The 12,460-nt window shown below is 73.6% G+C and carries 9 protein-coding genes and 2 pseudogenes; 5 read left to right on the forward strand and 6 right to left on the reverse strand.

The window, feature by feature from the left end; translation table 11 throughout:
• A pseudogene (locus tag ACH4ZA_RS23595) lies at nucleotides 1-659 on the reverse strand (endonuclease); the annotation flags it as partial.
• A gap of 118 nt (nucleotides 660-777) precedes the next feature.
• Nucleotides 778-1,287, reverse strand: a complete 510-nt coding sequence (locus ACH4ZA_RS23600) for a DinB family protein (protein WP_398431447.1) — start codon at nucleotides 1,285-1,287, stop codon at nucleotides 778-780.
• A gap of 603 nt (nucleotides 1,288-1,890) precedes the next feature.
• Here ACH4ZA_RS23600 and ACH4ZA_RS23605 point away from each other — a divergent pair.
• Nucleotides 1,891-2,235, forward strand: coding sequence for a MerR family transcriptional regulator (locus ACH4ZA_RS23605; protein WP_398431448.1), 345 nt, complete (start codon nucleotides 1,891-1,893; stop codon nucleotides 2,233-2,235).
• A gap of 33 nt (nucleotides 2,236-2,268) precedes the next feature.
• On the opposite strand, the gene ACH4ZA_RS23610 is transcribed toward ACH4ZA_RS23605, so the two are convergent.
• Complete coding sequence (locus tag ACH4ZA_RS23610; protein ID WP_398431449.1) at nucleotides 2,269-3,123, reverse strand: DUF3592 domain-containing protein; 855 nt, start codon at nucleotides 3,121-3,123, stop codon at nucleotides 2,269-2,271.
• Nucleotides 3,124-3,197: 74 nt separating this feature from the next.
• On the reverse strand, nucleotides 3,198-3,620 hold the full coding sequence (locus ACH4ZA_RS23615; RefSeq protein ID WP_398431450.1) for a hypothetical protein: 423 nt from the start codon (nucleotides 3,618-3,620) through the stop codon (nucleotides 3,198-3,200).
• Nucleotides 3,621-3,768: 148 nt separating this feature from the next.
• Between ACH4ZA_RS23615 and ACH4ZA_RS23620 the strand changes: the two genes are divergently transcribed.
• From ACH4ZA_RS23620 to ACH4ZA_RS23630, 3 genes are all read left to right on the forward strand, one after another.
• Nucleotides 3,769-5,139, forward strand: coding sequence for a hypothetical protein (locus ACH4ZA_RS23620; protein ID WP_398431451.1), 1,371 nt, complete (start codon nucleotides 3,769-3,771; stop codon nucleotides 5,137-5,139).
• Nucleotides 5,139-6,551, forward strand: coding sequence for a hypothetical protein (locus ACH4ZA_RS23625; RefSeq protein ID WP_398431453.1), 1,413 nt, complete (start codon nucleotides 5,139-5,141; stop codon nucleotides 6,549-6,551). The genes ACH4ZA_RS23620 and ACH4ZA_RS23625 overlap by 1 nt, the downstream gene beginning before the upstream one ends.
• Before the next feature lie 112 nt (nucleotides 6,552-6,663).
• Entirely contained in the window at nucleotides 6,664-9,612 is a 2,949-nt protein-coding gene (locus ACH4ZA_RS23630; RefSeq protein WP_398431633.1) for a hypothetical protein, read from the forward strand.
• Between the two features lie 152 nt (nucleotides 9,613-9,764).
• Here the strand turns inward: ACH4ZA_RS23630 and ACH4ZA_RS23635 are convergent, their stop codons facing one another.
• Together ACH4ZA_RS23635 and ACH4ZA_RS23640 are read right to left on the reverse strand one after the other, a co-directional pair.
• A complete protein-coding gene (locus ACH4ZA_RS23635) occupies nucleotides 9,765-10,625 on the reverse strand; it encodes an oxygenase MpaB family protein (protein WP_398431454.1) in 861 nt (286 codons plus the stop codon).
• Between the two features lie 207 nt (nucleotides 10,626-10,832).
• A complete protein-coding gene (locus ACH4ZA_RS23640; RefSeq protein ID WP_398431455.1) occupies nucleotides 10,833-11,969 on the reverse strand; it encodes a DUF2235 domain-containing protein in 1,137 nt (378 codons plus the stop codon).
• 312 nt (nucleotides 11,970-12,281) lie between these two features.
• Between ACH4ZA_RS23640 and ACH4ZA_RS23645 the strand changes: the two are divergent.
• A pseudogene (locus ACH4ZA_RS23645) lies at nucleotides 12,282-12,443 on the forward strand (GNAT family N-acetyltransferase); the annotation flags it as partial.
• Nucleotides 12,444-12,460 lie beyond the last annotated feature (17 nt).

A 12,460-nucleotide genomic window follows, 5' to 3' on the forward strand; every position in this document is an offset into this window, starting at 1 on the left:
TTGGCGGCGGCGAACTCGGCGATGGTGTCGCCGGAGCGGGTGTAGCGGGTGTTGGTGTCGCCCATGACGACGACGGCGTTGCCCGCGGAGTGGGTGGCGATGAACCCGGTGAGCTGGGTGAGGTTGGCGGCGCGGGCGGCGAGGTCGTCGTTGTTGGTGCCGGCGTTGGCGTGCAGGTTGTAGAAGTCGACGTAGACGCCCTCGGCGAGGCGCTCACGCATGAAGGTGAAGCCCTTCGGGGTCAGGCAGTCGCCCGATCCGTAGGTGCAGGTGTTCCAGCGCACCCGCTCGAAGTCGTCGGCGTCGTACGGGAGTTTGGAGAGCGTGTTGAGGCCGCTGCCGATGGCGGCGCCGCCGCTGGTGGGGGTGCGGTGGGCGTGTGCGGTGTCGGCGGCGTAGAGGTAGGAGTGGTAGTTGAAGTCCTCCTGGGCGTGGACGACGTCGTAGGGCGCGATCCGCCGGCCGATGGCCGTGGTGCTGGTGTCGCGGGGCGTGGAGGCGCTGGAGATGATCGCGGGCAGGCCCGCGACGTTGTAGGACAGGACGCTGAAGGCGCCCGAGTCGGTGGCCGTCGCGGCCGTCGCGGGCGGCGCGGTGGCCGCGGTGAGCGCGCCGACGGCGGCGGCCGCGGTCGTCAGGCAGGCGAGAAGTCTGCGCATGGGGGGTGTCTCCTGGGGAGGAAAGCGGTTGTCTTGGCAACACGCCAGAAGTTACCGCCGGTTACCCCAGGTCTGTCGAGAGTGCGGACACGGTTTCCGCAGGGAGTTCCACGTCGGCTCAGGCGCCCACGGTCCCGTCGACGCCTTCGCGCAGGAAGTCCGCGTGCCCGTTGTGGCGGCCGTACTCCAGGAGCACGTGAACCATCACCATCCGCAGCGACACCTCCTCCTCCCATCTCGGCTGGTAGCCGGCCTGGTCCAGGGACTCGGCCGCACGCTCGACGCGGCGTGAGTGCTCCACCTCCGCCTGCCAGGCTCCGAAGGCCTCTTCCCTGGTCGACGCGCTCGCGTCGTAGGCGGCCTGGAAGTCGATCTCGTCCGACCAGACCATGGGGGCGTCGTTGTCCTCGAACACCCGCCGGAACCAGGCGCGTTCGACTTCCGCCATGTGCCGCACCAGGCCGAGCAGAGAGAGCGTGGACGGAGGCATGGACTGCTGCCGCAGCTCTTCGTCGGTCAGACCCTCGCACTTCATGGCGAGGGTGTCGCGGTGGTAGTCGAGGAAGGCCCGCAGGGTGTCTCGTTCGCTGCCGAAGCTGGGTGGTCCTGTGCGATCGTCGCGGGTCACTTGTCGTGCTCCTCGTTCCGCCGGTAGGGAGCGCCAGTATTCACCAGGCGTCGGAGTCCGTGACATGCGGCCGGACCGGCGCGACCGCGGCCCGGAGCGGCCGTCGGGCCGGATGGTGTGACGGCATTCTTCCGGATGTGGCCTGGTCAGAAGACCGGATCAGGTCGAACGAGAAAATCTGCACTGGCGAGAGTAGACATGGCCTGGTCGTCGAGCTACTGTTTCTCTCGTACCCAAGAAGTCGAGAGGGTGCGGCAGACACGAACTGCCGCACATGCGGTCCCCAGCAGGACGCGGCCCGCCGGGTCGCGAGCAGTACCCGCGGTATCCAGCAAGAGCAGTGCCATCGAGTAGCCGAAAGTAAGGAGCAGACGCCATCAGGATCGCCCGGGCGCGGAGGAAGTCCGCCCGGGTACCGCAGACCCCGGATTGGAAGGTGGTCCCCGGTCACGCAGCAGCGATCCCCACAGCCCCGCCCCTCCGGGCGGACCCTGTGGAACAAGGCGCCGGCGCAGTAAGCCGGCAGATGGTGTTGACAGCTCGGGGCCCGGGTGCCGGTACGGCACCCGGGCCCCCCGACGCGTCCCCCGGAAGAAGAGGTCTATGCCCCCACGCAGTACCCGCCCGGTCGCCCCTCTGGACGACGACGACTACCCCGCCTACACGATGGGCAGGGCCGCCGAGATGCTCGGCGCCACCCCCGCCTTCCTCCGCGCCCTCGGCGAACACCGCCTGATCACCCCGTTGCGTTCCGAAGGCGGTCACCGCCGCTACTCCCGCTACCAACTGCGCATCGCGGCGCGCGCCCGCGAACTCGTCGACCAGGGCACCCCCGTCGAGGCCGCCTGCCGCATCGTCATCCTCGAAGACCAGCTCGAGGAAGCGCAGCGCATGAACGAGGAACTGCGCAGCCGGCGCGACGCGCCACAACAGAGGTCCACCGCCTGACCGGGGCGCCGCCGCGTGCAGTGCGCCCCGCTGTCAGAGCAGGACCGCGCCCGCCGCGGTCGCGGCCACTCCCACCGCGAACAGCATGATCATCACGCCGACGGACCTCTCGTTGGAGCGGCGCTCGGCCGCGAGGCCGTAGGTGAACACGGCCGGGTCGGACGGGGCGTAGTGGACGGTGAGCTCGCGGCCCAGGGACACACGGGGTTCGCGGATCCCGTCCCGGGACAGGACGGTGACCTGAGTGCCCTCGTGGGTGGTGAAGCACACGACCGGGGTGTGGGCGACGACCTCCTCGCCCTCACCGTCGGTGTAGACGTCCCTGGCCACGGCCACGACCTTCGCGGGGACGGCCGGCGCCGAGGCCAGCAGGGTGTCGCGCGAGCGCACCGCGCGCAGATCGGGTCCGGCCGCCGTGACGACGGCGAGCAGCGCGCCGAAGCCCAGCAGCGCCCACGGATAGCCCCAGGCGACGGCCGCATGCACGATCAGCCCGACGAGCAGCAGGGCGACCGTGCAGTTCGGGACGGCCCGGCCCGTGTCGTCGTCGGCGGTGTGCAGCGCCAGACGGAACCGCTCCGGCCGCCCCCGCGGGTAGCGCACCGTCACCTCGCGGCCCACCCATGCCTGTTCGACCGGGTCACCGTGTCTGCCCACATTGCGGCGGACGAAATCCCGCCCGGTCGACGGGTCCTGGAACGTGACCGTCACCAGGATCCCCGGGTGTCTCGATGCCCCGTGCACCGGCTGGTGCACCTGGATGATCCGTGCCCGCACCCAGACCGCCCGCTGGGCCGGGGTGAGTCCCGACAGGGACAGCGCGTACCCGAGAATCGCCGATCCCGCGGGAACCGTCCACCACAGCTCCAGCATCGCGTGTGCGCTCACCCGCACCCCTCCTTCAGTGCCCGACGCGACCTTCCGAACGGAGCCGGACGCCGGCGCCGAGTACGCCGGTTCACTCAGGGCGTCACGCCGTCTCCGGCGTAGAGGTAACCGCCCGGGCGGGCGGGGTCGGCCACCAGGAGCACCTGGTCGCCGGCCCGGGGTATGCGCAGCTTGGACACGATGCTCTGAAGCGAGATGCGGTCGGCGCCGCCCGGGAGTCGGAGCACCAGGTCGACGACCGGGTCGAAGTTGACCAGCTTGCCCGTGTCACCGACCGAGACGACGGTGGCCGGCGTCGTCGGCGCCCCCGCGGCGAGCAACTGCGCGACCTCGACGGTGGAGTGGTACGCGCCGATCGACTGCTGCACCCTCGCGAAGTCCGCGCCGCCGAGGAACGCGCGTGTCGTGCGGCCGTAGAAGCCCTTGCCGCTCGCCACCTTGCCGACGATCTCGGCGGCCCGCTCCTCACGGCTCTTGCGCCGTCCGAAGATTCCCATGCCGTTCTTCCCTTCTGACGATGTCGGCGGATGCCGTCCGAGCGGACCGGGTGGCCGCTTCTGCCCGACGGCGTCGACGCTAGGCGGCCCCGAACGCCTACCGATCCCAGGTTCGTGCGCCCGCTTCCCCGCCGCGTACGCTCCTCACATGCCGTCTCCGAGCCAGCCGACCGGCGGGAGCCGCCCGCGTGCCCTGGTCATCGACCACGCCTGGCGCGGCCTCGGGGCCGGGTTGGAGCCGTTGAGCGGCCCCGACGGGGCGCCCTTGACCCGGACGGTCAAACTGATCGTGCTGCCGCTCATCGTCAGACCCGCGCTGCGCCCCGATCTCGCGGCCGACTTTCTCCCACCCGCGCAGGCAGGGGGTCTCGACGCCCTGATCCGGGAGTCCGCGGCCCTCCTCGCGGCGACGGCCCGGTGGTTCATCCTGCTCAAGAAGGCCCGCCGCGCACTCGGCGTCGTCGCCGGAAACCCGCAGGACCTGTACTTCCAGCGCTGCTTCGAACTGGCCGCCGAACACGGAGCGCCCGCGGCCGGTGCGGACGCGACGGCCCGGGACGTGGTCGAGGAGATCGCCCACGCGCCCGGCGGCCGCACCGTTCAGGCGCTGAAGGACCACGTGTCCGACGCCGTACGTCGCTCCCGGCTCGAAGCGGAGCTGGCCACGGCGTGGGGGAGCCGCTCCCCGGCCGACGCGAATGCGGCGCGCACGGCGATCGAGCGGGCCGCCGAGGTGCTGGATGCCTGCGGGGCTCCGGGGCGGGCGAGCGCCTCGCCGTCGTACGCCGCCATGATCGAGGCCGGCCACGGAGAGATGTTCGGCCGGGCCCTATGGGCCCACGCGAGTGGCCTGTGGGGCCGCGACGACCTGCCCGCCCCGCTGGGACTCACCGGGCGGCAGACACCGCCGCGTCCGGAGGTCGGCCGGGGCGCCTCGACCGCGACCCTGCCCGCACCGCTGGACCGCTCGCTCTTCGAACGGCTCTTCGTGGTCCTGCAGACGTCGGCTCACCGGGACGCGCTGCCGACCGTGGCGGAACTCGCCGCCCGCGAGGCCGGCCGCAGCTGCGCACCGCTCGGCCTGCACGACGAGAGCCTGCGCGTCGCCGTCGTCCTCGGCGGCAGGCTCGCGGTGGGCCTCGACCCCCTGGGCGCCGACCGGGGTGACGCCGGGCGCACGGCCGCCCACCGGGCCGTCAACGCCCGCTGGCGAAGGGAGGCTTCGGTCCTGCGCGCCCGCAGAATGACCGTCTCGCCCCGGCCCGACCCGGACGGCGGCGTCCTGGACGCGCTCGCCCAGGACCTGCGCACCCCGTGGACCGCCTACATGCGCCGGCTGTGGGTGCGGTTGCACGGGCGCGACGTCCGCGAGGCGCCCCTGGCCGACCTCGCCTCGGCATGGGCGCTGCTCGACGGGGTCGCCCGCTCGGTGATGATGGACCACCGCGCCCGGGTCCGTGCGGCGCTGCGCACCCTGTCGGCGGGGGCCGATCGGACGGCCGAGCGGAGGAGCGCGTGATGGGGAGCGCCGGCACCGACGTCCGGGTGAGCGGCGGCGAGGACGGCACGATCCGGATCACCGCCGACCGCGAACCCCGGTCCACCGACGCGTACGGCGATGCCGAGGCGGGCGGCGATGCCGGGAGTCACCGCGACCGCACGGCGGACGACCGGCTCGTCGCGGTCGGAGCGGACTTCATGTGGACCGTCCTCGATGTGGCGGGCGCCGTCCTGAGCCGTCCCGTCCTGGGCGCCCCAGGCCCGCCCTCGGCGCGGATCCACGACGTGGGGCGCGCCCAGCACTGGCTGTGGGCGCTCTACGGCGAACGTGTCGCCGCCGCCGTCCACGCACACTCCGCGGGGGAGTCCTCCGCCATGCGGGTGAGAGCGCAGGCCACGGACCTCGGCGGCGCGGCCGCCCGGCTCGGTCTCGGCCACTGGGCGGCCCGTTGGTGGCCGGCCTCGCTCTCGGACGGCATACCGGCGCTCCAACCTGATTTCCTCGGCCTGGAATTGGCCGCGCTCACGCACCGCTGCCAGCAGCTGTTCGACGGCGAGGACGATCAGCCCGACGACTGCGCGGCCGCACTGATCGAGGAGCATCGGACCGCCCTCGACGCGCTCGTCCAGTGGTGGCAGGCGACGCCCGGTGAGTCGGAGGAGGCCCGTCGTCTGGAGGAAGTCCTGCGGCTGATCGACGCGGCGGCGGACAGCACCGGACTGGACGGCCCGGCCCTGCGCATCCTCCGTACGGCCCTGGAGCGGCGCGGCCCGGGCGGCGGGCCGACGGCATCGGGCGGACCGGCGGCAGCGGGGCCGCCGGCCGCCTCCGAGGTTCCGGCCGGCCTCGGCCCACTCTTCGACCGGCGTGACGGTTACGCCCTGGCGGCGGGCGACACGCCCGGCCCGGCGGGCCGGGTGATCGCCCGCGGCCCGGGGACCAACGACTGGCGCCGCTACCCGCCCGGCTTCGTCGACGCGGCCGAGGACGCGGTGTCCTGGACCGCCCGTGCCCTCGGCGCACGGCGGCGCGTCGAGGCGGAGGCCGTCGCGCACCCGGCGGCGCCCTCCGCCGGCGTGATCCTCGCCGCCGAGGTCCACGTGGACGGCGCCGGCCCGTACCGGATCCCGCTCACCAGACGGGACGACGTGTGGACCGGTCACGTCGACCTGACCCCGCAGCTGTCCACCGGGGCGCTGTCACCGAGTGTCGAGGTCGGCGTCCTGCTGCCCGGTTTCGACCCCGGCCGCTCCGGCGCACCGGAGGCGGTGGCCGACCGTGGCCGGCGGGACGCCGTCAGGGCCCTGGCGCGCCGGAGGCTGACCGCCGCGGCGACCTCCTCCGCGGCTCACCACCGACAGCCCCTGGACGACTGCTCTGCTCCTTTCCTCGCCGAGACCGCCGCCGCTGCCACCGATGAGGACTACTGACGTGCCGGACCGACAGCCCCACCACCACGACGAGCGGGACGAGCGGGAACAGGACGGCGACGCGTTCGACGGCGACGCGTCGGACGGGCGGGAGCGGGGCGACGGGGCAGCGGTGACCCGGCTGTACGGGGAGCCCTTCGACAGCGGTCTGGCGCTGGCCGAGGAGCATCAGCGGGCCGCCGACCTCGCCGCCGCGCGCGCCGTGTACGACGAGCTGCTGGCCGCGGCGGAGTCCCTCGAGGACTCGCCCGACGTGCGCTTCCTGCGGGCGCACCTGCACGCCGACGTCGCGAGCGTCAGGCTCACCGCCACCGACCTGGCAGGGGCCGAGGACGCAGTCGAGCGCTCCCGGGGGCTGCTCGACGGCATCGCGTCCGTGCCGATGGGGCCCCGCGGCCGTCAACTGTGGCTGGAGGTCCTGCTGAAGACCGTGCTCGCCAGGGCCGACCTGCTGCGCAGGATGGGACGCCTGGACGAGTCACTGGAGTGCCTCGACGAAGCCGCGGCCACGCTCCACGAGTTCGACGACCCCGAGGGACTGCGCACCACGGAACTGGGCCTGAACCGGGTGCTCGTGCTGATGGACCGCGGTGAGTGGGGGGCGGCCGAGGAGCACGCGGAGGCGTTGCTCTCCACCGTGCGCACGACCGGGATCGAGACCGTGCCACGGCTGCTGACGGCCCTCGGCGTGATCTGCTCCTCGACCGGGCGTTTCGACCAGGCCGAGGACTGCCTCGCCCGCGCCGAGGAGCGCTACCGCGCACTGGGCGACACCGGGGAGCAGCGGTCCATGCTCGCGCACCGGGCTAACGTCGCGATGAACCGGGGTGAACTCGACCTCGCCGAGCGGCTGTTCGCCGAGGCGTCCGCCTTCTTCGAGCAGCAGCGGCGGCACGGCGACCTGGCGGTCTGCGAGCAGGCCCGCTCCTTCCTCGCCGCCCGGCGCGGCGACAGCGCCCGCGCGGGGGACCTCACGTCGGCGAGCCTGTCCCGCTTCGAACGGCTCGGCGCATCGATCGCCGCGGCCGACACCATGCTGCTGGGCGCCCAACACGCCTACGACCGGGGCGACATCGCCGAGATGCAACGGCTGGCCCAGGACGCCCGTGACGTCTACCGGGAACGGGAGGTGTACGAGCGCTGCGCGCAGGTCGACCTCATGCTCGCGACGACCCTCGAGGACAACCTGACCCGGACGGACCACGGCGAGCACGAGAGGCGGTCCGTCGACACCGCGCTCTCCCTGGCCCTCCCCGCCGCGCTGGCGCTGCAGGCGGCCCGCTATGACTTCGTGACCGCCCACGCGCGCCATCAGTGGCTGCGACTCGCCGACCAGGCCATGCAGTTGGCGTTCCGTCTCGCAGTGCGCCGGCAGGATCAGGGGCTGCTGTTCGAGCTGGTGGAACACCGTGCCGCGGGCGCCTCCCTGGCGCTGGACCGTACGCCGCTGCCGGCGCCCGGCGCAGGGCCCTACCGCCCCGCCGAAGCCGACCTGACGGTCTTCCCGCGGGCGGCCATGAAGTCGTACGGGCACGGCGACGGCCCGGCGGTCCTCGGCGGTGCGGCGTCGGAGGCCGCCGCTTCCGCGGGCCTGCGCGTCGCGCCGCCGCCGAAGGTGCGAATGGCGGCGCAGGGACCCGGCCGCGTCGCGCTGCAGGAGTACATCCAGGCGGCGGAGTCCCGGTACCGCCGGCGGATCGTGAACGATCAGGAGGTCCCGTTCTGGATCACCGAGGACCTCACGAGCCGTCCGGTGGTGCAGATCCGGCTGGCCGACGCCGGAGACCTGTTCATGACCTGGACGTGGGCCGGTGGGGCCACGGGATTCGGCACCGGCCACGGCCCGGCCGAGGAAGTCGGCAGGGCCGTGAGGGAGTTGACCGCCGCGCTGCCGGAGGCGGGCCGGGGAGCGGAGGGGATGCACCGTGCGCTCGGATCGGGCGCGATGGCCGAGCACCGGACGGAACGCCGGCTCGCCCGGCTGCTGGCCGAGGCCCTGTGGCCGCAGGGCCTGACGGCACAGATACGCCAGGTGTCGGCACGCGCGGGCCGCCCGCTGGTCCGCATCCAGCCGTCGCCCCGGGTCGCCCAGGTGCCCTGGGAGCTGCTCGCCGTGGACGGCTCGGGCGACGTACGGCTCATCGACCTGGCGGACGTCGTCACCACCGCGCCCGCGTCGCTGCGGCGGCCGGGTCCCACCGCGCACCCGGCGCCGGACGCGGACGCGGGCGCCGGAGCCGAGGCCGAAGAGGGCGCCGCGAGCGGCTCACCCGTGGACGACGCCGGCACGGTCGTTCTCGTCCTGGACCCCCGGGTCCCCGGGTTCCGCGCCGACTCCGGGCTCGGGTCGGTCCTCGGACCGCCCGGCTCGGACCCGGAGCTGCTCACGCTGGTGCGCCGCCGGCTGGACGCGGGCCCCGTCGCACCCTCCGTCGCCGCCCCGGCGGAGGCGTTCCGCCGCACCGACCTGGACCGGGACTGGCTCAGCGGCGTGCTCCGCGGAGGGGCACGCCGACTCCTGTACGTCGGGCACGTCAGCGGCGCGCCCGTCGAAGGCGGTCAGAGCGAGGACGGCACGCTGCACCTGTGCTGCGGTCCGCGGACCACCGGCCTGACGGAGACAGTCCGCACCCACCGCCCGCTCTCCGCCAAGGACCTTCTCCTGGGCACGCTGCCCCTGCGCGCCGACGGTGAGCCGGGCGCGCAGATCTGGCCCGCGCCGCCGCGGGTCGCCCTCATCGGCTGCGAGAGCGGTGGCGACCTCCGTTTCGCCGAGTCGTTCGGCCTGGCGACGGCCATGCTCCACAACGGGGCGGAACTCGTCACCGCCACGCGCTGGACGCTGCCGACCAGTCTCGCGTTCCACCGGCTGGCCGGACTGACCGAGTCCGTACGGCCGCTGACCGAGGCGATCGTCGCCGTCGACACCGCCCATGAGAGCCCCGACCCGGTCGCCCGGCTCGCCCGCTGGCAACGCGAGCGACTCGACCGCTGGCGCGCGGGGGGCGGCATCGAGCACTCGCCGCTGCTCTGGGCGGCCATGACCTGCATCGTCGTATGAGCCGCGCCCATCCGCGCTGATCCGCACCGCGCTGATCCGCATCGATCCGCGCCGATCCGCGCTCGTCTGCACCGATGCGCGGCGATGCGCCGGACGCGGTCGCAGGCGCCCGGACCCGCGAGGGCCGCGACGTCCGGCGTCCGGTGGCGCGCTCACACCGGCCGGGGGCGGGGCGGCGGCGTCATGGCCCAGCGGATGGTCCGGGTCAGGACCTGTCCCGCCGGCCGTACGGCGAACTGCTCGACGACCGGGACGCGGGGCAGCCACAGCATGCCGCGGGCCCAGTCCGGAAGCAGCGCGACGGCGTTCGCGGCCAGTCCGCCGTAGAGCGGCCGGACCGCGAGGGGCAGGGGAGGCTGGAACAGCAGGAAGCGGGCTGCGGCCCTGGCCTCGGGCGTCGCCGTGAGCTCCCGCCGGTAGGAGGCCAGACGGTCGGACAGTGCGCGGCGGTCGCGGGGCGGGTCGTTCACGCCGAGGGCCTCGGCGACACGCGCGGTGTCGGCGACGTACGCGTCGTAGCCGGCCGCGTCCAGCGGACCGGCGCCGTAGCGTTCGTGGGCGCGCAGAAAACTGTCCGTCTCGGCGGCGTGCACCCAGCCGAGCAGATGCGGATCCGCCGCGTGGTACGGCACGCCGTCGGCCGTCGTCCCACGGATCCGCTCATGGATGCCGCGGACGTGGTCCACCGCCCGCTGGGCGTCCGCGGCGGTGCCGTAGGTCGTCACGGCGAGGAAGGTGCTGGTGCGCTGGAGCCGGCCCCACGGGTCGCCGCGATAACCGGAGTGCCCGGCCACCGCCGCCATCGCGAGGGGGTGCAGGGACTGCAGCAGCAGCGCGCTCAGTCCGCCGATGAACATGGAGGCGTCGCCGTGGACGATGCGGATCGGGCGCTCCGGCGCGAACCAGCGCGGTCCGGGGGTGTCGTGGATGCGGGCGCGCGTCGTCGGCCCGTCGGGGCCGGCGACGCGGCGGAACAGGGCCTGCCCAAGGTGTTCGCGGACGGTGGTCAGCACGGTCGGCCTCCCCTCTCCTGCCGTCCAGTGTCCGCGACGCCCGCCCGAACGCGGAAGCGGTGGGAGGCCGAGCCGCCCGTGTTCGCTCGCGGCGGCCGCCTGCGACGCCCGGGCTGTCCGGCCACCCTCCGCGCGCCTTCGAGCACCCGGTGTGAAGGGAGGCGGTTCGTGCGGGGCAGCGCGGCCGATGCGAGAGCGTGTGCCGTCCTAGTCCGCGCCGGGGATCCGCGGCCGGATCTCCTCCACCTGCGGGTGCGAGACCTTGAGGTACTCGACGAGTTTCTTCGGCTGGTAGGCCGGGTCGGTGTCATGGCGTCGCAGGACCGTGTCCGAGACGAACTCGCATCCGTCGCCGGCCTCGCCGATCGGCCGGGGGACCGGCGCGATCCACCGGTACAGCCCTGACCGCGAGTCGTGGAGAGTGCCCATCACATCGGGCTCGACCCTGATGTCCGTGGAGTCGCCGGACGGCGGCGCTCCCGGCTCGGGCCTGCGGAACGCCGTGTCCTCGAACTTCAGGCCGCAGCGCGTCGCCTCCCCGACCATCCAGAGCAGGGGGATGTCGGACAGGGCCGACTCCGCGTAGCCGCCGCCGACGTCGCAGTGCACCCCCGTGAACCACACCTGCTTGAGTTCCTGCGGATTGCCGCCGCGCCGGCGTCGTGCCTCCTCGCTCTCCGTGGCCGTCCCCCGGTGCCACAGCGTGGGAGGGAACGGCGAGCGCTGTTCGTCCACGGCGATCGCGTGGAAGGCGCTCTGCACCCAGCTGCTCAACGTGGTGTCGTGGAACGCCCAACGGCGGTTGAACAGGTCCACGCCCGCGGCGAGCCGGGGCGACGGTGGCATCGGGATGCCCAGGGCTCCGACGGTGTCCCACACACCGATGAAGCGGATGCCCGTCTCGTGCGAGTAGGAGCGCCGGAAGAGAGTGGACGCCGTACTCGTCGGCTTCTCCGTCCGGCTGCGGTAGAGGGTCCAGGCCTCGCCGACCCGATCCCTGTACTCCCGGCGCAGGATGCCGGAGTTGCGTACCAGGCCGGCCAGACTGCGGGCGGTGAACGCACCCCGGCTGAACCCGAAGAAGTACAGCTGGTCCTCGGGTTCGTAGTTGTCGACCAGGAAGCGGTAGGCGTCGACGGTGTTGCGGGACAGTCCCACCCCGAACGCTCCGCCGCGCAACCGCTCCCGTCTGTTCGTGCCGACACCGCTGTGGTAGTAGACGCGTTGCGTCATGTCCCCGTCCTGCGGACGGATGGCCAGGGCCACCTTCGTGACGTTCGTCCTGCTGGGCTGGTCCGCGAAGTTCCATGTGCCGTCACAGCAGACGATCAGACGCTTGGCCATGTGGATCCCTCCTGGAAGGCGAGCGTCCGGGCCGCGCATCATGCGCGAGCATGGCCGCGCCGCCCGTCCTGGGCGCGAAGCGTCTCGATGCCACGACACCGCTCCTCCGGCGTGCACCCTCGACGTCGCAGCAGAGACGGGGGCCTCGCACCCCCTCGTTCCATGGTGGCACCGTCGTACCGGAACGGCCACTCACCGTGGCTGACGAAAGGCCCGGTCGGGAGACCCTGCCGGGGTGCGGTCGGGCGGCGCCCGGGTGGGGACGGCCGCACGCCGACCAGGCCCCGGCGCTCCTGTCCTTCGAGCCGTCCGTACGACTTCGTGAACGGCGCCGCGCAACTCGGCCACCGTGCCGCGCAGAAGGCCGCAGGCCGTGGCGTGGCGACCGCGACCGTGCGGGAGTTGTGCCGGCCGGCGGTCGCCCGCCACGGTGCGCGCACCCTGCGCGCGGCCACGACGTCGAGGAACGGCGCCTGCCGTGGGCGACGGTG

This window comes from Streptomyces sp. NPDC020597 (assembly GCF_044335095.1).
Taxonomy (GTDB): Bacteria; Actinomycetota; Actinomycetes; order Streptomycetales; family Streptomycetaceae; genus Streptomyces.

Coding starts and splice junctions, on each gene's coding strand:
- ACH4ZA_RS23625 (WP_398431453.1), top strand. CDS start 5,139: ATGGGGAGCGCCGGCACCGACGTCCGGGTGAGCGGCGGCGAGGACGGC.
- ACH4ZA_RS23620 (WP_398431451.1), top strand. CDS start 3,769: ATGCCGTCTCCGAGCCAGCCGACCGGCGGGAGCCGCCCGCGTGCCCTG.
- ACH4ZA_RS23640 (WP_398431455.1), bottom strand. CDS start 11,969: ATGGCCAAGCGTCTGATCGTCTGCTGTGACGGCACATGGAACTTCGCG.
- ACH4ZA_RS23605 (WP_398431448.1), top strand. CDS start 1,891: ATGCCCCCACGCAGTACCCGCCCGGTCGCCCCTCTGGACGACGACGAC.
- ACH4ZA_RS23615 (WP_398431450.1), bottom strand. CDS start 3,620: ATGGGAATCTTCGGACGGCGCAAGAGCCGTGAGGAGCGGGCCGCCGAG.